Origin of the sequence: Sporomusa sphaeroides DSM 2875 (genome assembly GCF_001941975.2) — a bacterium.
GTDB lineage: Bacteria > Bacillota > Negativicutes > Sporomusales > Sporomusaceae > Sporomusa > Sporomusa sphaeroides.
In genome coordinates this window covers 964,221-985,738 of record NZ_CP146991.1, presented here as the reverse complement: position 1 = coordinate 985,738, position 21,518 = coordinate 964,221, and the positions used below count along the sequence as shown (strand labels likewise).

Genomic DNA, 21,518 nt, shown 5'->3' with positions numbered 1-21,518 from the left:
AAAATTAGAAATTAATAGAAAAATCTGCCTACCCATTGAAAGCCAAGGGCTGACAAGGGATTAGGCAGATTCCTATTTTTTTAATGGTTATGCATATTATGCTGCATGGGCGGCGCTCCGTCAGGATTCCAGCCCATAACAGTCGGATCGACCATACCAAATATCATGGCAATGTGAGCAACTACCAAAAATACTGTAAGCAAAATAAAGTGCAGTTTCAGTTTTTCGCTCTCGGTTTTGCCCTTGAAAATAACGCCAAGCTCTAAGAGCGCAATCCCCATAAGCGGAACGACACCGCTCAGATACGCGCCAACTGCCAGGATATCGGCCGGACCCCGCCAGGGCATTCCCGGCACTGCCGTAATCATCAGGTTAAGAAAAATCCCCAGGAAATAGAAGCCAAGCACAATCCCAATGTACTTATTGATGGTGCGCAGCACACCGCCCGCCTTACCCCGATTGAATACCACAAAAAACTCAGTAGCTACCAGCGCTTCGGCCAGCGCAACCGGAATCACCATATAGATAATGAGATTCCATGGCTGATTCACAGCCAACAGTTCCATATAATGGGTCATATTCATAAGTTCATTCTCCTCCTCCCGCAACCGGGTTGTTAACTACGCTAATTGTAGCAGGAGATTGTGAAGAACTTGTGAAGGCCCTCTGGAAAACGCATGATTTTTTATTAAATCTGATAATCTGCACCTGCTTCACCAACTGCCGCTACAACCGGAATACCCCGGTATCTGGTAAATTCAAGCCACTTAGCAGTAAAGCTTGACGCCGCCTTCGTCTGCCAGCTAACTATGGTCTCAAGCTCACTGTAAAACTGAGTAAAATCTTCCTCAGTTGCCAGCTTAAGGCCGGCTCCTCTAGCTTCAATTACCGGCATACCACTATAGGTGTACTCAGCCAGGGGTATCACTCCTGCCATTCTGGCTTTCCTCACTTTGGCGGCTACTTTTGTCTGAATATCGATTATGTCGAAATCGGCAGGATATTCATAGGTTTTTCCGGTTATCGCAACTACATCACCGGCAGCAAAGGTATGGGGCCTGGCATCAAACCTTCTTACAGCCCCTTCGGCAAGTACATAGATATAGTCATCAAAACAATTTACCACCAGTTCCAATCCGTTTGCCGTAAATTTGCTCACAGTCTGCCACTGGGTCACAAGGCCTGAGACAATCCCGCCGCCACTTACATCATAGCCGTCAACAATAACGAATCGGCCTGTCAATTGATTGTTCTTAAATTCATCAAAACAGAGCTGCTTTTTGGTCCTGATAATGACTTCGGCTACGTCATTGGTTTTAACTTGTCCGGCATCTTCTATTGTCGCCAGCGTAGTGGCATCAATGACCTTGACGATCGAGTATATCTCACACTCCAGTTCCTGGGTCGCCAGTTTGAGCTTATAGTCTGCAGCTTTCACCAAAGGCTTTTTCCCCATCCAAAAGATGTTGGCTTTGAATGTGTCGGAAACTAGCGGTGCCTGGTCAGGATGAACAATAAATTCGCCCCGCTGGTTAAAAAACTCATCTTCAACCGTTATGCCCACCGACATTCCGGCATAGACGCTGTCAGTTTTATCCTTGTCAGTCCAGTACTCGATTGTCTTAACTTTTGTCAGCTTATTAGCGGGCGATAGTAAAACTTCATCGCCGACATGCAGCGTCCCTGATTCGATCCGACCGGCAATAATGCGCCGGTTATCAAATTTATAGACATCCTGAATGGGGAACCGCAGCGCTTTTGTCTCCAGCCCTTTGTCTTTTTCAAACAAGTCAATTGCCGTAAGGATCGGCTCGCCTTTATACCAGGGCATTTTTTCTGAACGGGTAATCATATTCTCGCCAAAAAAGGCTGAAATCGGGATGTATTTTAAAGGAAACACGTGGAGATTGTGCAAAAACTCGTTTATTTCCTGCTTAATCTCATTAAATTTGGCTTCTGAATAATCAATTAAATCCATCTTATTAATAAGTACATAGGCTTTTTGTATCCCCAGCAATGACAATATATAGCCATGCCGTTTGGATTGTTCCTGAATCCCTTCATTAGCGTCAATAATTAAAAGCGCAGCCTCGGCACTGGCAGCTCCGGAAATCATGTTTTTTAGAAACTCCTTATGTCCGGGGGCATCAATAATTACATAATCTCTTTTTTCGGTACGAAATTGCAGTTGGGTAGTGTCGATGGTAATGCCTTGCTTCTGCTCTTCCTCAAAAGCATCCAGCAGATAAGCATATTCAAAGGGTTTACCCTTTTCTTTGGCAATTCGCTTTACCCGGTCGATGGCACCTTCGGGCAAAGATTTGGTGTCATACAGCAGCCTGCCAATCACTGTGGATTTGCCATGATCGACATGCCCGACAACAACTATATTAAGTACTTCTCTCTCAATGTCCATGTAGCGGCCTCCCCGTCTCCCGATGTATTCTGCTTATTACATATATCCATCTTTGCGTAGTTTTTGCATGGCGTATGAATCCTCCTGATCCTGGGCGCGCCCGGCCCGTTCACCTTGTTTGGTGTTTTTAAGCTCCTCGATAATTTCCGCAACCGTAGTTGCATTAGAGTCAATCTGCCCGGTGCAGGGAGCACAGCCAAGACTGCGGTATCTTTTGCCGTTTTTGGCAAAATAGAGATCCACAAGCGGGATCTTCTCTCTGGCGATATATGACCAGATATCAATTTCATTCCAATGCAAAATCGGATGTACCCGGATGTGATTCCCTTTGGGGAAATCGGTCTTAAATTGGTTCCAGAGTTCAGGCGGCTGGTTGGTGTAATCCCACTCCGAATCTTTATTTCTTTCACTGAAAACCCGTTCTTTGGAGCGTGAGCCTTCTTCATCACGGCGTATCCCCAATATCAGTCCTTCAAACTCATATTTGGTGACCACTTGCTGCAGTCCGTCGGTTTTTAAGGCCCTGCAGCACACCAGACGTCCTTTATCCGGTCCCATCCCTGCCTGCAAAGCCTCTTCATTGCTGTGAACAATTAGTTCAATATTGTATTGTTTGGCTATTTGGTCTCTGAACTCAATCATCTCAGGGATTTTATAGGCAGTATCGACATGGATGAACGGGAACGGACAATGTCCGAAAAAAGCTTTTTTGGCCAGCCACAATAAAACAGTGGAGTCTTTACCAATTGACCATAGCATACCTAGCTTACCGAACTTCTTATATGCCTCTCTCAGTATGAATATACTTTGCGCTTCCAAACGATCTAAATGATCCATAATAGCGACTCCTCCTTAGTATGCATTGGCTTGTTTCTTATCTACAGTGATGGTTTTTTCCCGGCCGTTTGGCTCTGTGACAATCCAGTGCAGCAGATTTCCCTCCTGCCGGGTGTGGAGCAGGCTGCCCCGCCCCCCCATGTCGGCCCCGAGATAGTATGTAATGGCATTGCAGCTGCATTCTTTGAGACAGGAAGTACATCCCCAACAATCTTTAGGCTCCCTGATATCTGTCCGACCAGAGTCTGTCGCCCGGAGCAAACTCCCGGGACATACCTCCCGGCATTTGCCACACCCGCTGCACTTATGGCTGTCAATCCTGATGCTCATAAATTTCATCCCTCTTTACCAAGTCTCTGAACACAAGCCTGATCTCGCCGTTACTTAGTCTGGAATTAACATATTTCAACCAGTTATTATCATTTTTTTCCGGATAGTCGGCATTTTCCTGAAAGGCATGCCAGCGGGTCTCCTGCCTGGCTTCCAGATGCCGGATAAGGACCTTGCAGACAAACAGCCTGTCAATAACCTCCTGGATGCTTAGCAGCTGGTACATGTCGCTGGCTCTTAACTGGCCGCACATTTCCAGCAGCTCTTCAATGCGCTGTTTGGCCACCTGTAGTTTCTGGTAATTAAAGATGTAGCCTGATGAAATGCCTCCTGCATAATCATCCATGGTTTTCTGCATGGCTTCTTCGATGCTTTCGGCAGTATGAAGTGCCGGCTCTGCCTGCAGCAGTTGTTGCAATGCCGCAATTTTATTGTCTATTTCGTTTTGTCCGGGCCACCGGTTATGTTTATCCCGGATATATTCTAAGCTTGCCAAAGCAGCAATTTCGCCCTCGGCAAAACAGCCTGTCACATACTTTTGCGGGCAGCCGCCGGCTACGTCGCCGGCTGCGTAGAGTCCGTTAATGGTGGTTGCCCGTTTGGTGTCCACCCAGTACCCGCTGGCCGTATGTCCACCCACAATGTAAGGCTCGGTTCCCTCAATCTCTACATTTTCTGAAGCAGGTCCCTGCCGCTCAAGCCATCGCAGCGTCTGGGACGGAGCCATATTCAGATAGGCTTTATATAATTCGTCCTCCTGTTTCGGAGAAATGGCTTTCGTTTGCAAAAAGCAGGGCCCTCTGCCGTTTCTATTTTCCATGACGGTAGAATACAGGCGGTTGGCAGTGCTCATATTGCCATATTGCTGTTCATATTCTTCCCCTTGGCTGTTTACCTGCGGTGCGCCAACACCCTGGGCAATCGTGCCGGTGGGGGCGATGGTGTCCTTACACCGCAAAGCAATAAAACGCATTTCAAAGGTGGTCATTTCCGCACCTGCCCTGATTCCCATGGCATAACCTGCGCCGGTATTAAATGGACTGTACCACATTTTATGCCGGGAAAAACCGGGATTATTAGGCCGATAAAGCCCGGCGGCTCCGCCGGTGGCACAGATTACAGCCTTTGCCGAGATAACGTAAAAAGTGGGAGAATCCAGGGAAAACCCGTACGCGCCTGCTACTGCGCCATCCTTGATAATGTAATCAACAATATTAATCCGGTTTATTACGGTAACGCGCGGACTGTTCAGCACGGCTTCCGCCAGCAGCGGTTTTATATTCTCACCATTGATTTTGATATTTCTGGTTCCCCGGGCAGCATACTCGCCGTGCTCATCTTTTTGTATCACCAGCCCAAGACCTTCCATTTTACGGGTGACTTGATTAAACCGCTCTGCCGCCGTATAGACAAGATCTTCTCTGACCACACCGGCAGCATCATTTTTGACATAATTAAGGTAGGTTTCCGGTGTTTGACCTTTGACAATATAAGCGTTCAGGGCATTAACACCGGCTGCCAGACAACCGCTGCGCTTGATATTGGCCTTTTCGGCAATAATGACTTTTGCCGCAGCCTTCCCGGCAATAGTTATGGCAGCAAAACAGCCTGCCGTCCCGCCGCCAATAATGAGAATATCTGTTTCCAGACGTTTTTCCGCTACATTCATACCTTCACACTGCTTTCCCATTCGCTGAATTCATCTCCCCCAAATCAATGCCGGAAGAACGGTTGACATTAGATAACATAATCTTCAGGGATAAATATTCGAAGATCTTTAGGTTTGACAAATACTTGCTCACCTAACTTTATATTGAGTTCCCGGAATCGTTCTTTACTTAATTCTACTTCCACGAAATCGCCGGTATCTTCCCTTTTTAATTCCAGATGGACAGTCGGCCCTACGGCCCGAATATACAGAATACGTGCCGGAATAAACTCCTGCCCCTTGCCTTCCCGTTCCACTTCAATGTTATAAGGACGCACAAAGCTTACGGCCTGTGTATCCAGCGTATCAATATGATCAGGTGCTGCCAGTTCAATTGAGCCAAGACTGATCCGGCCTCGATGAATGCGCCCGCGGAATAAATTTACGTTTCCTAAAAAGTCGTATACAAACGGACTGTTCGGGTGTTCATACACTTCCTCAGGTGTCCCCAGTTGTTCAATCCGGCCATTGTTAAGGATTACGATGCGGTCTGCTACATCCAGCGCCTCTTCCTGATCATGGGTAACAAACACACTGGTAACATGAAGTTCGTCATGCAATTGTCTAAGCCAGCGCCGTAATTCTTTCCGCACTTTGGCATCCAAAGCGCCAAACGGTTCATCTAAAAGCAGCACCTGCGGTTCAACGGCAAGCGCTCTGGCCAGTGCCACCCGCTGCCGCTGCCCGCCGGACAACTGGGTTGGGTAACGGTGAGCCATACCCTCGAGCTTAACCAGACTCAATAGTTTTTGTACCTTTGCCTGAATCTCGGTTTTTGCAGGACGCAATTTGCTTGGGCGGACATGTAAGCCAAAAGCAATATTATCAAAAACAGTCATATGGCGGAATAATGCATAATGCTGAAAAACAAACCCTACCTGCCGTTGTTGGACATTTCTTTGGGCGGTATCTTCACCATTGAAGAGGATTGAACCCTGATCGGCCAGCTCTAAACCGGCGATGATTCGCAGCAACGTCGTTTTGCCTGAACCGGACGGCCCTAAAAGGGCCACAAGTTCGCCTGTTGGAATTGTCAGATTGATATCTTTCAAGGCTGTAAACGAACCAAACTGCTTATGTATATTAATGATCTCAATACTCATTACTTTACCTCCCCGTACACACTACTCAGCTAACTCCTGGCTTTGCTGCTGCACTTCCCATTCGGCAATGTTTTTTACAACTAAGGTTATGATGGCCAGCAGCGTCATCAGGGAAGCCACGGCAAATGCCGCAACAAACTGGTATTCATTATATAAAATTTCAACATGCAGCGGCATGGTGTTGGTAAGGCCGCGAATATGTCCTGAAACAACCGATACCGCACCGAATTCACCCACTGCCCTCGCACTTGTAAGAATAACGCCGTAAATCAGCCCCCATTTGATATTGGGTAAGGTAACATGCCAAAAAGTTTTCCAGCCGTTCGCGCCTAAAGTTAATGCCGCCTCTTCCTCGGCTGTTCCCTGAGCCTGCATCAGTGGTATTAGTTCGCGGGCAATAAAAGGGAAAGTAACAAAAACTGTGGCCAAAACAATCCCCGGCACAGCAAAAATAATCTTGATATCGTGGGCAGCCAGCCACGGGCCGAAGATACCCGGTTTGCCAAACAAGAATACAAAAATCAGTCCGGCAATAACCGGCGAAACAGCAAACGGCAGGTCAATCAGTGTGATTAGAAAGTTTCTGCCTCTGAACTCAAATTTGGCTATTGCCCAGGCCGCCGTCAGCCCAAACAGTGTATTAAGCGGTACAGCAATGCTTACTGTCAGCAGCGTAAGCTTAATAGCAGCCAACGCATCCGGTTCTGTAATGGCTTTAACATACAATGCCAAGCCTTGTTCAAATGCTTTTACAAATACGGCAATGACAGGAACAATCAGCATTAACCCCAGAAATGCGAGGGCAAGGGCAATAAGCAGCCAGCGAACCAATGGCAGTTCGGTTGTTGAGCCGGGAGTTTGCCGTATAGTTTTTGACCGCAGTGCTATATTACTGGCCATAAGGTGTCGCGCCTCCTTCTATCCGATGGCCAACTCGCTCTAAGACTCCCGCTTCTATAAGCGTGATTTATACCCCTACGGGCACAGGCGAGCGAGTAAGCCCCTGGATAATTCCGACTAGGATTCAGCTGGAGTAAAACTCCACCTGAATCAAGTCTACATTTATAATCAGCCATGCCGTCTCCCCTGCCACCACTGCAAAAGGTTAATTACGAACAGCAGGATAAATGAAACAAACAGCATAACCGCCGCTATGGCACTGGCACCGCTGTAGTCATATTGCTCAAGCTTAGTCATAATCAGCAGCGGCGTAATCTCGGTTTTCATCGGCATATTGCCTGAGATAAACACAACTGATCCATATTCCCCCAAAGCCCGGGCAAACGCCAGCGCAAACCCGGTCAAGAGGGCTGGGAATATCTCCGGCAAGATAATCCTGGTAAAAGTTTGCAGGCGACCAGCCCCCAAGCTGGCCGCCGCTTCTTCTACTTCTTTGTCTAATGTTTGCAGGACAGGTTGAACCATGCGCACCACAAACGGCAATCCAATAAAGGTAAGGGCTATGACAACCCCCAGAGGCGAGTAGGCGCCTTTGATGCCAAGTAAGGCCAAATGGCTGCCAATCCAGCCGTTTGGAGCATACAGCGTGGTTAATGTAATACCGGCAACGGCGGTAGGAAGAGCAAATGGCAGGTCAACAAGTCCATCGATAATTCGTTTGCCGGGAAACGAATAGCGTACCAGTACCCAGGCTACCAATAAGCCAAATATGGCGTTTATGGAGGCGGCAATCAGGGATGCGCCAAAACTGAGTTTATAGGATGCCACCAGTCTCGGAGCTGTGACTATTTCCCAAAACTCTGCCCACCCTATTCCAGCTGCCGTAAGAATAATGGTAGATAACGGAATCAATACTAGGAGCCCAATATATAACATGGTAAAGCCCATAGTGAGTCCAAAACCCGGCAGGATGCTATGTTTCGTTATAGTAAGGGATTTAAGACTCATGATTATTCCCCACTTCGTTATTGTTTGGCTTTTGGTTCATAAATTTGATCAAAAATGCCGCCATCTTTAAAGTGCTTGTTATGAGCCTCTGTCCAGCCACCAAGTTCAGCTATCGTAAACAGGCTGAGCTTAGGGAACTGGTTAGCATATTTGGCAGCAACAGCCTCTGCCCGCGGTCGGTAGTAATGTTTAGCAGCAAGCTCCTGTCCCTGGTCGGTATAGAGATATTGGAGATACGCCTCAGCTATCTGCCGGGTTCCCTTTTTATCGACTACTTTATCGACCACTGCGACAGGCGGTTCAGCCAGAATACTTAAGGAAGGCGCTATGATTTCAAATTTGTCTTTACCTAATTCCTTTTCTGCCAGTAAGGCTTCATTTTCCCATGCCAGCAGGACATCACCTATGCCGCGTTCCACAAAAGTGGTGGTTGAGCCCCGGGCTCCGGTATCAAGCACCGGTACATTTTGATATAGTTTGGTTAAAAATTCTTTGGCCTTAGTTTCATCATTATTATTTTGCTTCAACGAGTATCCCCAGGCTGCCAGATGGTTCCAGCGGGCTCCGCCGGAGGTTTTCGGGTTGGGAGTAATAACGGCTATCCCTGGTTTAACCAAATCATCCCAGTCTTTGATATTCTTGGGATTTCCCTTGCGCACCAAAAAGACGATGGTGGATGTATAAGGAGTAGAGTTCTGTGCCAGGCGTTTTTGCCAATCGGCTGAAATAATTCCGGTTTGCGCTACCGCATCGATGTCTGGCGCTAAAGCTAATGTCACAACATCGGCTTCAATACCTTCACGCACCGCACGCGCCTGAGCGCCCGAACCACCATGAGACTGCTGAATGGTAACAGTTTGGCCGGTTTTGGCTTTCCATTGGCTGGCGAAGGATTCATTAAAATCCTTGTATAATTCGCGGGTTGGGTCATAAGAAACGTTGAGCAGCGTAACCGGCTGAGCAGCCGGCTTCCCTTTATCGGCTGCGGCCTCTTGCTTGCCGCAGCCTGCCAGGCTGGCTACCATAAGCGACAAAGCAGCAATGAGAAGATAGATTTTCACAGATTTTGGCCTTGGTTTTGCACCTAATTGAAACATGACAATCTCCCCTTATAAATTATTATTTCAGCCCAGTAGTCTGCCAAGTCTAAAGCTATAGGATGAATTGCGCGAGATTTTTTGTCCAGCAAGGCGGAGGAACCGCGCATATCGGACATATGTAAGGTGACGACAACGAAGTTGGGCGGAAAATCTCGCGACAAGAACACCATAGATTTAGGCTTGGTGGACTACCAGTATTACCTGAACATATAACCGCGGAAAATAAAAATGGCTAACTACTTGTTAGTAGTTAGCCTCCAGTTTTCTGGTGAGCCGTTCATATTTAATTTTTTCATCATTATAGCTGGTGCAGCCTGTATAGTCAAGAACTTTTTTCAAAGTCTGTGAGTTGGCCTGTCAGAAAGCCAGGGAGCGGTGCGAACAATACTGTTATGCCTTTTCAGCATCAGGCCGCAAAGCAGCTCCAGTTCTTGCATAAGCTCCTCCCCCGCAATCCCTTCCTGGGGTAATCGTAACGCATCACAAATTTTCCTGATTCGATCGCAGATTTCATCTTCGGTCATTCTTCCTCCTCCTCGCTAGTTTGTGGGAAAATTAATCCAGCTGTGCAGGAAATATCTTCCCTGATCACTAACTTAAGAGTAATACGGAGCTGTGACAAAACTATGACAAAACTTAGAAAACCAATAAGACCAGTGAGCCGTCGATGTGAAAGCATAAAGAATAGAGGGAATTTTTTTGAAGGCGAGGTGGTACTGTGGAAAGAGTCGAACCTATCCAGCCGATAAGGCGGGTGTTACCTATCCGGAAAGCCCTGCCCGATTATTTTGACTTGGAAATGCAGCATCAAAGCAGGCAAAAACGGCAGGTAAAAACAAAAAAGTCCCTGAAAAACAACTCCAAGCCGGAATCTAACCAGCAGCAGCCTGCCAATGAAGCCGGCATCGGCCATCGCGTCGATTATAAAGCTTAGGTACTAGCAGTTATTGACAACTGGCAAAACAGACTTTATACTAATCCTGAAACGGAATACTAAAACTGATTCAGTATGTGGATTTTTCTAGAGAACTTCTCTATTTTCGCCACACAAATGCCTTATTGGCTATTTGTGTGGCTTTTTTGCATACAAAAAAGGAGGCTTTGTTATGAAATTCTGGCATTATGCTCTCATTGTTTTCCTGGGAGGCTGCTGTTATGGGATATTATCGACCTTTGTTAAGCTGGCCTATGCTACAGGGTTCACCGTGAATGCAGTAACCGGGGGACAGTATTTTTTCGGGACGGTGCTGGCGTGGCTGGTTGTTTTATTTACGAAAAAGCAAAAGTTAACAGGCAAGCAAACGGTAAAGCTGCTGTTATCAGGAATTCCCTCCGGCTTAACAGGCATATTTTATTTCCAGTCTCTGCAAACCCTGGATGCCTCGCTGGCTATTATTTTTTTGTTTCAATTTGTGTGGATCGGTACATTGTTTGAGTGGGTGTTGCAGAAAAAACGGCCAGCACTCATAAAGCTCATTTCCATTGCAATCCTGCTGATTGGTTCTGTTTTAGCCGCCAATATTCTGTTTCAGGAACGCGCGGCTCTCTCCTGGCAAGGCACCCTATGGGGCATGTTGGCCGCATTAACCTTTGCCGCGTTCATTTTCCTGAGCGGCTCTGTTGAAAAGAAAACTCCCCCGATGTTAAAAAGCGCGCTGCTTGCTACAGGGGCTGCCATAACTGTCTTTATCGTATTTCCCCCAACATTTTTGTTTGATGTTACGGTGTTAACAGGCTTGATTCCTTATGGATTGTTACTTGGCGTGTTTGGGGTTGTTCTGCCGCCGCTGTTGTTCTCTATTGGCATGCCCCATGTTGGCTCAGGACTCGGTACCATCCTGACGGCCTCTGAACTGCCTGTGGCCGTTATGATGTCTTCGCTCGTGCTGGCAGAACAGGTAAGCTGGCCGCAGTGGCTGGGAGTTGCCATCATATTAGGAGGAATTGCCAGCAGCAATCTCCGCCGCGCGAATGCAAAGCAGAGTTAAAGTCACCAGGTAGAAAGCCATGGTTAACGTTATTGCCAAATCACAATGGACAAGATGAATTGCAGAGAATATAATGAAAATATCAATAATTGCAGGATGATGATATATTATTGACATGATTTAATAAAACCGTTTTCTGGAGAGGAGATATACATTATGACAAATGTAACCAAGTTTCCCTTGCTGTTTGTCGGGCATGGATCGCCGCTAAATGCGATTGAAGACAATAAATATACAAAAGGCTGGCAGGAAATCGCCGGTAAAATACCGAGACCATCAGCAATTTTGTCAATCTCCGCCCATTGGTATACGCAAGGCAGTAAAGTTAATGACGCGGAAAAGCCAAGAACCGTATATGATATGTACGGCTTTCCTGACGAATTATATAAAGTTTCGTATAATGTTCCGGGTGCACCGGAACTGGCGAAGATTACGAAACAATTAATCCAAGGTAAAGTTGAGTTTGACAATAGCTGGGGAATTGATCATGGTACCTGGTCAGTACTTTGTAAAATGTATCCGGAGGCGGATATTCCCGTTTATCAGCTAAGCATAGACGGCAATGCAAGTGCGGAAGTTCATTTTCAGATTGGCCGGAACTTACGGGATCTGAGAGAAAAAGGGGTATTACTCTTCGCCAGCGGCAATGTTGTGCATAATCTTTCTAAAGTGGACTGGAAAATGGATGGCGGGTACTCCTGGGCAGTCGAATTTGATGGATATATCAGGGATAAAATACTTGCCAGAGAATATCAGGACGTAATTAATTATACATCTGCCGGTAAATCAGCCGAACTGGCGTTTTACTACCCCGATCACTTTTACCCGTTGCTTTATGTGTTGGGCGCGTCGGAAGCCACGGACAGGCTCTCCATTTACAACGAGTCCTGTACTTTGGGAGGTTTATCAATGACCAGTTATTTATTTGAATAATTGTGATTTCTGTTGAAAAGGCTTCCGATTGCTCGGAAGCCTTGATTCATTAATGACCCACGTAGGAATCGAACCTACTAATTGAGAGTCAATTTTTAGTGTCATTCTTCGTTTTCAAAACCTCATGACTGCTTGATAATACTGGATTTCATTACAGACCGTCACAGAGCTTTTTCGCCGCGTAGTTGTACGGTTGGTAGTACAACTACGATTAATTGAAGGCGACCTGCTGTATCCAAATAACAAAAACGCGCCCTAAAGGTACGTTTTGTTATCCCAACCAGAGATGGTTGAACTGTTACTTAAAATCAAGGCGTATTGGGTCCCAGTGCACTGTGATAATACTTAATTACATCTTTACGCGTTATAATCCCCATAAATTTTTCCCGGTCATCAACTACCGGAACAAAATTTTGATCCATAACGCGCAGAAGTAATTCATCCATGGTAGTATCAATCTTAATCGCAGGATTCCAACCGCTTCGAATTATATCCAGAATCGAATACTCTTCCTGTAATTTCATGGTATACACACCACTATCCACTAGATGCCATAAGAAATTGCCTTCACTGACGGTTCCGATATAAGTTCCATCCTTTGATATAACAGGTATGGCCGTATAGCCATGAAACCTCATTTTTTCCAGTCCTTGCCGCAGGGAACAGTGATCGTAAAGAAATGCAACCATGGCTTTCGGTGTTAATAAGAAGAGAATGTTTTTTCCTTTATCCACGTAAACACTACACTCCATTTATTCTCTATCATTTCGATTAATTTTAACGAGAATGGGATACTTGCCAGGCATCAAGTGCCAAATTCAATTCCAGCACATTGACACGGGGTTCGCCCAAAATGCCCCATTGCCTTCCTTCCACATGCTGCTTCACCAGTTGTCGCACCACATCAGGACTTAGCCCACGCTCCCTGGCAACCCGCTGCGCCTGGGCATAAGCAGCATCAGGTGTGATGTGGGGATCAAGGCCGCTCCCCGAGGCCAGCACTAAGTCAGAAGGTACCGCAGTCCCTGCAGGCAAGTCGTTTTCTTCCCGTACTTTTTGCACATTACCCTTCACCGTATCCGCCAGTTTCTGATTGGTTGGCCCCAGGTTGGAACCGGAGGAACTGGCCCCGTCATAGCCATCCTTGCCAGCCGCCGATGGCCGGCTATGGAAATAGCCGGGACTGGTAAAAATTTGACCAATTAATCTGGAACCGATCGGTACTCCGTCACGAACGATCATCGACCCGTTAGCTTGATCAGGAAAAACTACCTGTGACAAGCCCGTCATCACTAGAGGATAAACAAAACCGGTTATCATGGTTAGCGCGACAAAGAGGACTGCCGCACTGATAATTTGTCGAAACATTTTTGTTCACCACCCTTTCCTTTCATTCTGGAACCATTCTCTTTACCTTGCCGTCATTGCTAAACCAGTCCAAGTGCTACAATAATCAAGTCGATCAGCTTAATCCCAATAAAGGGAGCCAAGATTCCTCCTACACCATAAATCAGCAGGTTACGTCTGAGCAGGATTTCGGCTCCTACCGGCCGGTATTGTACTCCCCGCAAAGCCAGCGGGATCAAGGTGATGATAACTAAGGCGTTAAAGATAACGGCACTTAGAATTGCACTTTCCGGAGTAGACAGGGCCATGACATTGAAGACGTTTAGCACCGGAAACGCTCCGGTAAACATAGCCGGAATGATCGCAAAATATTTGGCGATATCATTGGCCACACTGAATGTGGTCAGGGAGCCACGGGTAATTAAAAGCTGCTTGCCGATTTCCACCACTTCAATCAGCTTGGTGGGATTACTATCAAGATCAACCATATTACCAGCTTCTTTGGCGGCCTGCGTGCCGCTGTTCATGGCTACCCCCACATCAGCCTGGGCCAATGCCGGTGCATCGTTGGTGCCGTCACCGGTCATGGCAACCAGCATCCCCTGTTCTTGATACTGGCGTATTAACCGTAATTTATCTTCCGGCGTTGCTTCAGCCAGGAAATCATCCACTCCGGCCTCGGCAGCAATCGCGGCAGCAGTCAGCGGATTATCACCGGTAATCATGATGGTTTTGATTCCCATCTGCCTGAGATCGCGAAATCGTTCCTTAATACCGCCTTTCACAATATCTTTCAGGTGAATGGCACCAAGCACGTGTGCGCCTTCCGCCACGACAAGAGGTGTCCCGCCGCTCTTGGCAATTGTCTCACAAGCTTTTTCAACCGCATCAGGGAATGCTCCCTCCTGCCCTTGCGTATATTTTTTGATGGCATCCACCGCACCTTTGCGGATTTCCCGGCCAGTTACGTTCACACCGCTCATCCGGGTCTGCGCCGTGAAGGGAACAAACTCGGCTTCCATCGCCGTTAAGTTCCGTTCCCGCAGATTGTACTTTTCTTTAGCCAAGATAACGATGCTCCGGCCTTCCGGTGTTTCATCAGCCAACGAGGCCAGTTGCGCCGCATCGGCCAGTTGTTCCGGACTAATGCCGGGAACCGGGATAAACTCAGTCGCCATCCGGTTACCAAGCGTAATGGTGCCGGTTTTATCCAGCAGCAGTGCATCCACATCACCTGCTGCCTCTACAGCCCGACCGGACATGGCCAGCACGTTCCGTTTTAGCAGCCGGTCCATACCGGCAATGCCAATGGCCGAAAGCAACCCACCAATGGTTGTGGGAATCAAGCAGACCAGCAAGGCAATTAAGACTGCCACCGGTATATTGATCTCGGAATATATGCCAAAGGGTGCCAGCGTAGCTACGGCAAACAGAAAGATAATGGTCAAGCCAATCAGCAAAATTGTCAGGGCAATCTCGTTAGGTGTTTTTTGCCGTTTCGCCCCTTCTACCAGGGAAATCATCCTATCAAGAAATGTTTCGCCGGGATTGGCCGTAATCTGGATTTTAATCCAGTCAGACAACACCCGGGTTCCGCCAGTGACCGAAGATTTATCGCCGCCTGATTCACGAATGACCGGCGCCGATTCTCCAGTTACAGCGCTTTCATCGACCGATGCCATCCCTTCGATGATTTCGCCGTCGCCGGGAATGAAATCCCCGGCTTCCACAAGCACAATGTCCCCCTTACGCAGTTCGACCGCATCTACCAAGATCTTCTCGCTGCCGTTGACTTTCTTGGCCTTCGTCCGGCGACGGCTGCTGCGCAAGGCATTAGCCTGCGCCTTTCCCCGTCCTTCGGCAACCGCTTCGGCGAAATTAGCAAACAAAACTGTAAACCATAACCACAGTGTGATTTGCAAGGTAAAGAAGGTCGACTGACCGTCTCCCTGCATAAAATCACGTACCGTAAACCATGTGGTGATAATCGCCCCGATATACACGATCAGCATGACCGGATTCCGCATTTGTGTGCGCGGGCTTAACTTACGAAATGCATCGCGCACTGCAGTTCCTAAGATTTCTTTATTAAAGCTGCCTCGAGTAGTATTCATTCCCATTCGCTCCTTTTAAAACGTAGTCCCTTGCAGCATCAGCAACTGTTCGACGATCGGTCCCAACGTCAGCATTGGTAAGAATGTTAAGGCACCGATGATCAGGACAATACCAGCTAAGAGCATCACAAACAGCCAACCGGTTGTCGAGAATGTGCCGGGTCCGGGAGGGGAAACCTTCTTTTCCGCCATGCCGCCGGCAATCGCCAGAATGGACAGAATGACACTAAAACGACCAATCAGCATTCCCATTGCCAGCATTACATTATAAAAAGGGGTGTTCGCACTTAAGCCGCCAAAGGCACTGCCGTTATTACCTACGGCAGAAGCGAACGCATACATGACCTCACTCAGGCCATGCGGCCCGGGATTAAAAACAGAGGATGTGCCGGGTCCCGTGACTGCGGCAATAGCACTGCTGGTCAGGATTGTAACCGAGGGGAATAATATCCCCAGTGTTGCCATTTTGGTCTCCCGGGCTTCAATTTTTTTCCCGAGATATTCCGGCGTTCTGCCAACCATCAGCCCTACAATAAATACCGTCAAAATAACAAACAGCATCATCCCGTAAAACCCGGCGCCAACCCCGCCGATAATGACTTCTCCCAGCTGCATCTGCAATAAAGGAAAGAGGCCGCCCAGCGGTGTAAAGCTGTCATGCATAGCATTCACCGCACCGCAGGAAGCCGCTGTCGTGACCGTAGCGAACAAGGCTGAACCGGCGATACCAAACCGTACTTCCTTGCCTTCCATAGCCGTAGGACCGTCCACACCCCAACCGGCCAAGTTCGGATTTCCATGCAACTCACTGAGGTAAGTCCCTGTCAGCATCAGAACAAACAACAACGCCATTGTCGCCAATACAGCGTATCCCTGCCGCCGGTCCCGGGCCATCCGTCCGAAAGCCAGCACCAGCGCTGTGGGAATGAGAAAAATACTGACCGCTTGCAAAAAGCTAGTCAACGGTGTAGGGTTTTCAAAGGGATGGGCCGAGTTGGCGTTAAAGAAACCGCCGCCATTCGTTCCTAACATTTTAATGGCTTCCTGGGAAGCCACCGGCCCCATTGCCAGGATTTGTTCCGCGCCCTCCAGCGTTTGTACTGTCAGGTAAGCGGATAAATTCTGTATCGCCCCTTGCTGCACCAACAGTAAGGTAAACACAATCGCTAAAGGTAACAACACGCGGAGTGTACCCCGCACCAGATCGACCCAGAAATTGCCGATAGTTGAAACCGACTTACGGGTTAATCCCCGGATCAAGGCCACCGCTACTGCCAACCCCACGGCTGCTGAAACAAAGTTCTGCACAGTTAGCGCCGTCATCTGGGTGAAATAGCTCATGGTCGATTCCCCGCCGTAGGATTGCCAGTTCGTATTGGTCATAAAGCTGACCGCTGTATTGAACGCCAAATGCCAGGGAGAGACGCCGCTGAGATCGGCTGGATTCCAAATGAGTGCACCTTGCAGAATTTGAATGAGAAAAACAACGGTTGCACCTAACACGTTAAACAGCAGTAGTGCTCCGGCATACTGTCGCCAATTCATCTCCTGTTCCGGCTTGATCCCTGCCAATCGGTAGAGCAGCCGCTCCAACGGCTGAAGCACTGGATCAAGGAATGTCTTTTCTATCGTAAACACTTTAGCCATATACTTGCTCAAAGGCCAAGCCAGCAGCAGTACCACAATGAGAAACAGCCCAAACATTATCATATCTGTCATCATGTTAAAATTCCTCCGGTTTCCATAAAGCGTAAAGTAAGTACACCAGTAACAAGACAGCCCCAATTCCTGCCAACCATAAGTCAGCCATAGTTTCCCTCCTACCGCCTTTGAACTTCAAATTTATTGTACCTCCGGTGGAGATAAAGATGCTGATAAAAGATTAGCTTAAGGCATAAAAAATATGTAAAGATTTCGCTCCCTCTGCCCTTTACGGCAAAAAAGAAACAGACCGCTTGTCATAAGCAGTCTGTTTCTTTTTAAATGACAGGCGTCTAACGTCCCATCAGCCGATAGCCAACGCCCGATTCGGTGACAATATAACGGGGCTGAGCCGGGTCCTGCTCAATCTTGCGTCGCAGCTGGCCAATGTAGATGCGAATATAGTGGGTATCCTCCCCGCAAGCATTGCCCCACCCCGCCTTTAACAATTGCTTGTGCGTCAACACCCGCCCAGCATGGAGCATCATGAATTTGATCAATTCATACTCCGTTGGCGTCAGTTTGATCTCCCGTTCATCCACAGTGACCCGCCGTTGCAGCAGATCGACAGCCAAACCACCGCAGCGCCGGATCGGTTCGTTGTCACTGCTTCCTACCCGGCGCAGGCAGACCCGTATACGTGCCATAAGCTCACCTATCCCGAATGGCTTGGTAATATAGTCATCTGCACCGGCGTCCAGCGCAGCAATCTTTTCCTCTTCCTGCTCACGGGCTGTCAAAATAATCATGGGTACCGCTGACCACTCGCGAATCTGCTGAATAACCTGTTTGCCGTCCATATCCGGCAATCCCAGGTCCACAATGACCAGATCAGGTTTAAAGGCCGCCGCCTGCTGAATGCCTTCCAGCCCATTTGCCGTCTCGCATAATTGATAACCATGCGCAAGCAGAGAAACATGGAGTAATTTTCGCATTTGCGGCTCATCATCAACCACCAAAATTCGGAGTCCCTTTTCTGTCATCCCACTCACTCTCCTTAATCACACTCCGACTACCATTAGCAGGTACAGGTACAGCAAAAACAAAAATTGCTCCTCCACCCGGGTTATTCTTAGCCCAAATTCGCCCCTGATGAGCTTCTATGATACTTTTGCAAATGGATAAACCCAAGCCTGTGCCGGCAACCTGTACGGCCTGCTGCGATGCCCGGTAAAATTTATCAAATATTTTAGCTAAATCCTGCAGGGAAATGCCACAGCCATTATCTTCTACGGAAACAAAAATTTCCGACCCGCTTTGCTCAGCGGCAATGGTGAGTTCTGTGCCAGGAGGCGAGTATTTAATGGCGTTATCCAGTAAATTCACTACAACATGCTCCAGTAAGACGCAATCGGCCCGAAGCAGCGGCAAATCAGGAGCGATCCGGGTCCTGAGGATATGATTGTGCGTTGTTTCACCCATGCGGCGAATTGCTGTGCCCACAATATCTTCTACATCACACCAGTCTATCTTTAATTGCAGCATCCCGCTTTCCAGCCGAGCAGTGTTCAGTAAATTTGCCACTACGCGCTCCATGCGGGTAGCACTACTTTTCACCGTTTCCAGCAGTTCCTGGCGGATTTCAGCGCTATATTGCGTCGAGCTATCCAGTAAAGTGGCAATAGCCGCGCTAATTTCAGCCAGCGGCGTCCTTAGTTCGTGAGAGACTGAATTAAATAATGCCGTGCGCAACTGATCAGACTCTTTTAATAATGCCGCCTGCCGGGCAGCCTCCGTTAGCTTACCCCGTTCCACGGCAATGGCTGCCAAGCCTGCCCAGGCATAAATTAGCTGCCGCTCTTCCTGCGTCATTTTCTGCTGCCCCAATTCGATACCAAATACCCCTACCGTCCGTCGGTCAACAGTCAGCGGCACGAATAAAAATTCAGCACCAGGCAGCGTCTCCGTAGATCGTCCTGCTACCTGCCCATTAACCCAAACCCAATTCGCCACTGCATGTTCTGCGGCAGGCAATTCCGCTTGGCCTCCTCTGCCCTCCGGCATATTAGCCTCATATTGTGCTTCTACCTTCAAACTTCCCTGTTCTTCCGGCAAGAGCAGTACCGTATTTCGTCCAAGCGCTACACCTGTGTGTCTGACAAAGGTCCAGGCAATCTGGTTTACATCAATAATCGCCGCAATCTGGCTGCTAAAATCATATAAGGTACGGACACTGGTTTCCCGCTGCCTTGTTAAACGCACTTCTTTTTTTAGCATTTCCGTCCGACCGCCAACTACAAAGGAAATGACCAGGAAAATAGTAAAACTCCATAAATAGCGAATATCACTCACATTAAATGTTAACAGAGGCGGAGTAAATAAAAAGTCAAACGCCAGGACACTGGCCAGCGCTGTAATATAGGACGGCCAACGGCCCCAGCGAACAGCGGTAAATAAAATCGGCAATAAATACAACAGGGCAATATTGACCTGCTCTAATTGTTCTCTGCCCACCCAGCTAATAGCCGTAACCACTGACGTCATCACCAGCCCTCCGGTAATCGGCAACCAGGCGATTGCCGGCACGTCATTCCGGGCGGTGCTGATAGCAGAATGCGTTTCCGCCTCTGCTTTACTTTGAATGACATACACGTTAATGCCCTCACTCTTTCGAAGCAACTTGTCCACCAGTGACCCATGCCAAAATTCCCGCAGACGGCTATGGCGCGGTTTGCCGATCACAACAGCCGTTACATTTTCGTTACGGGCAACGTTCATCATTTCCTCAACAATGTCGTTGCCAGCCACCGTAACAATTTTGCCACCCAATTCCTCTGCCAGGTTCAAATTGCGCCACACCCGGTCCCGTTCCTTTTCCCCCATGGGAAAGCGGCGGGATGGGGTGTCGACATAGACAGCCAGAAAATCCGCCCGTAATCCTTTTGCCAAACGCTGAGCAGCCCGGATAAGCTGGGCCGAAAAAGGGCTGGCACTGACACAAACCATTACCCGGCCGGCTGCCGGCCATGGCCCGTCGATATGATTTTTCCGCATGTATTCTGCCATATCCTGATCGACCCGGGAGGCGGTAAAGCGCAGGGCAAGCTCCCGCAAGGCATTAATATTTCCCGGACGGAAAAAACTTTTTAACGCCTGCTGCGCCTGACCGGAAATATAGACCTTGCCGTCCTTTAACCGTTTAATCAGATCTTCCGGCGGTATATCAATCAACTGGATATTGTCGGCCTGCTCCACAAACGAGTCCGGTACTGTTTCCCGGACAATGATACCAGTAATCTGGGCAACCACATCGTTAAGGCTTTCGATATGTTGAATATTCAGCGTTGTATAAACATCGATTCCGGCATTTAATAACTCCTCTACATCCTGAAAGCGCCGGACGTGCCGGGAGCCCTTCACGTTGGTATGTGCTAGTTCATCCACCAATACCAGTTCCGGCTTTTGCTCCAGAATCGCGTCAATCCCCATTTCCGTCAGCTTCTTGCCTCGGTATTCTAATACGGTAGGAGCAATGCGTGGTAAGCCTATCACTAATTTCTCCGTCTCTGCCCGGCCATGCGTTTCCACCCAGCCAATTGCCACCCGCACACCTTCTGCCAACCGGTCATGCGCGGCTTCCAGCATGGTATATGTTTTACCAACACCGGCAGCCGCTCCCAAAAAAATCGTTAACTTCCCCTGATGCTCTTTATGAATTCGTTGCAGCAACTCTTCAGGGTCAGGCCGGCGTTCCTCCTCTTTTTTCATGCGCTATATCAACTCCTTATTAAGCAAACGTTTATCTTATTCTAAGTATTGAGGCAATGGGTCCACACTAGTAAGAAACAGCATCCGATTTTAAAAAGTAATGTCAAGTAGTTTTTATTACGTCTACAACTATTGTTTTCTGCTTGAATACCATTTCACCTACATGTCTTCAACAAATCATTTTAGCAAGCATTTATCTGTACTACGAATCATAAAACCATATTTTATAAGAAGTACCGTGCCTTCAGCGGACACGGTACTCTAACCCATCTATTTCTGCAAGTGAAAGGAAAGCGTAGCAACTCTTCCAGCGGCAAATACAACT

The 21,518-nt window shown here is 48.0% G+C and carries 20 protein-coding genes; 3 read left to right on the top strand and 17 right to left on the bottom strand.

From position 1 onward, the window contains the following. Positions 1 to 80: 80 nt before the first annotated feature. From SPSPH_RS04215 to SPSPH_RS04170, 10 genes are all read right to left on the bottom strand, one after another. Complete coding sequence (locus tag SPSPH_RS04215; protein WP_075753518.1) at positions 81 to 584, bottom strand: DUF6803 family protein; 504 nt, start codon at positions 582 to 584, stop codon at positions 81 to 83. A 104-nt stretch (positions 585 to 688) separates the two neighbouring features. After that, positions 689 to 2,416 carry a sulfate adenylyltransferase subunit 1 gene (locus tag SPSPH_RS04210; protein WP_075753516.1) on the bottom strand — a complete coding sequence of 576 codons (1,728 nt, stop codon included), beginning with the start codon at positions 2,414 to 2,416 and terminating at the stop codon, positions 689 to 691. A 36-nt stretch (positions 2,417 to 2,452) separates the two neighbouring features. Beyond that, positions 2,453 to 3,253, bottom strand: a complete 801-nt coding sequence (cysD, locus tag SPSPH_RS04205) for a sulfate adenylyltransferase subunit CysD (RefSeq protein ID WP_075753514.1) — start codon at positions 3,251 to 3,253, stop codon at positions 2,453 to 2,455. A 15-nt stretch (positions 3,254 to 3,268) separates the two neighbouring features. After that, the gene (locus SPSPH_RS04200; RefSeq protein WP_075753512.1) at positions 3,269 to 3,583 is read right to left on the bottom strand and encodes a 4Fe-4S dicluster domain-containing protein; all 315 of its coding nucleotides are present in this window, start codon (positions 3,581 to 3,583) and stop codon (positions 3,269 to 3,271) included. Next, positions 3,567 to 5,252 carry an adenylyl-sulfate reductase subunit alpha gene (locus tag SPSPH_RS04195; protein WP_075755949.1) on the bottom strand — a complete coding sequence of 562 codons (1,686 nt, stop codon included), beginning with the start codon at positions 5,250 to 5,252 and terminating at the stop codon, positions 3,567 to 3,569. Before SPSPH_RS04195 ends, SPSPH_RS04200 begins: the two co-directional genes overlap by 17 nt. A gap of 68 nt (positions 5,253 to 5,320) precedes the next feature. Continuing rightward, positions 5,321 to 6,394: a sulfate/molybdate ABC transporter ATP-binding protein gene (locus SPSPH_RS04190; RefSeq protein WP_075753510.1), complete on the bottom strand. Its 1,074-nt coding sequence runs from the start codon at positions 6,392 to 6,394 to the stop codon at positions 5,321 to 5,323. A 21-nt stretch (positions 6,395 to 6,415) separates the two neighbouring features. Then, a complete protein-coding gene (gene cysW / locus SPSPH_RS04185) occupies positions 6,416 to 7,294 on the bottom strand; it encodes a sulfate ABC transporter permease subunit CysW (protein WP_181382913.1) in 879 nt (292 codons plus the stop codon). A 168-nt stretch (positions 7,295 to 7,462) separates the two neighbouring features. Next, positions 7,463 to 8,302: a sulfate ABC transporter permease subunit CysT gene (gene cysT / locus SPSPH_RS04180; RefSeq protein WP_075753508.1), complete on the bottom strand. Its 840-nt coding sequence runs from the start codon at positions 8,300 to 8,302 to the stop codon at positions 7,463 to 7,465. Positions 8,303 to 8,319: 17 nt separating this feature from the next. Further along, a complete protein-coding gene (locus SPSPH_RS04175) occupies positions 8,320 to 9,399 on the bottom strand; it encodes a sulfate ABC transporter substrate-binding protein (protein ID WP_075753506.1) in 1,080 nt (359 codons plus the stop codon). A 338-nt stretch (positions 9,400 to 9,737) separates the two neighbouring features. Beyond that, a complete protein-coding gene (locus SPSPH_RS04170) occupies positions 9,738 to 9,926 on the bottom strand; it encodes a hypothetical protein (RefSeq protein WP_075753504.1) in 189 nt (62 codons plus the stop codon). Between the two features lie 194 nt (positions 9,927 to 10,120). Here SPSPH_RS04170 and SPSPH_RS04165 point away from each other — a divergent pair, with 194 nt between their 5' ends. The 3 genes from SPSPH_RS04165 to ygiD all read left to right on the top strand — a co-directional run bounded on the left by SPSPH_RS04165 (position 10,121) and on the right by ygiD (position 12,323). Beyond that, a complete protein-coding gene (locus SPSPH_RS04165; protein ID WP_075753502.1) occupies positions 10,121 to 10,336 on the top strand; it encodes a hypothetical protein in 216 nt (71 codons plus the stop codon). Between the two features lie 172 nt (positions 10,337 to 10,508). Beyond that, positions 10,509 to 11,390, top strand: a complete 882-nt coding sequence (locus SPSPH_RS04160) for an EamA family transporter (RefSeq protein ID WP_075753500.1) — start codon at positions 10,509 to 10,511, stop codon at positions 11,388 to 11,390. A gap of 156 nt (positions 11,391 to 11,546) precedes the next feature. Next, positions 11,547 to 12,323 (top strand): 4,5-DOPA dioxygenase extradiol, encoded by a 777-nt coding sequence (ygiD, locus tag SPSPH_RS04155; protein WP_075753497.1) that lies wholly within the window; start codon positions 11,547 to 11,549, stop codon positions 12,321 to 12,323. Positions 12,324 to 12,631: 308 nt separating this feature from the next. Here ygiD and SPSPH_RS04150 read toward each other — a convergent pair whose 3' ends face one another. The 7 genes from SPSPH_RS04150 to SPSPH_RS04125 form a co-directional block, all read right to left on the bottom strand. Continuing rightward, complete coding sequence (locus tag SPSPH_RS04150) at positions 12,632 to 13,057, bottom strand: CBS domain-containing protein (protein WP_198930884.1); 426 nt, start codon at positions 13,055 to 13,057, stop codon at positions 12,632 to 12,634. 43 nt (positions 13,058 to 13,100) lie between these two features. After that, positions 13,101 to 13,691 (bottom strand): potassium-transporting ATPase subunit KdpC, encoded by a 591-nt coding sequence (kdpC, locus tag SPSPH_RS04145; RefSeq protein WP_075753493.1) that lies wholly within the window; start codon positions 13,689 to 13,691, stop codon positions 13,101 to 13,103. 59 nt (positions 13,692 to 13,750) lie between these two features. Next, a complete protein-coding gene (gene kdpB, locus SPSPH_RS04140) occupies positions 13,751 to 15,790 on the bottom strand; it encodes a potassium-transporting ATPase subunit KdpB (protein WP_422396981.1) in 2,040 nt (679 codons plus the stop codon). A gap of 9 nt (positions 15,791 to 15,799) precedes the next feature. Then, positions 15,800 to 17,506: a potassium-transporting ATPase subunit KdpA gene (gene kdpA / locus SPSPH_RS04135; protein WP_075753489.1), complete on the bottom strand. Its 1,707-nt coding sequence runs from the start codon at positions 17,504 to 17,506 to the stop codon at positions 15,800 to 15,802. A 1-nt stretch (position 17,507) separates the two neighbouring features. Beyond that, positions 17,508 to 17,594, bottom strand: coding sequence for a K(+)-transporting ATPase subunit F (gene kdpF / locus SPSPH_RS23500; RefSeq protein WP_075753487.1), 87 nt, complete (start codon positions 17,592 to 17,594; stop codon positions 17,508 to 17,510). Between the two features lie 184 nt (positions 17,595 to 17,778). Further along, entirely contained in the window at positions 17,779 to 18,468 is a 690-nt protein-coding gene (locus tag SPSPH_RS04130) for a response regulator (protein ID WP_075753485.1), read from the bottom strand. Beyond that, a complete protein-coding gene (locus tag SPSPH_RS04125) occupies positions 18,434 to 21,193 on the bottom strand; it encodes a sensor histidine kinase (RefSeq protein WP_075753483.1) in 2,760 nt (919 codons plus the stop codon). Before SPSPH_RS04125 ends, SPSPH_RS04130 begins: the two co-directional genes overlap by 35 nt. Positions 21,194 to 21,518 lie beyond the last annotated feature (325 nt).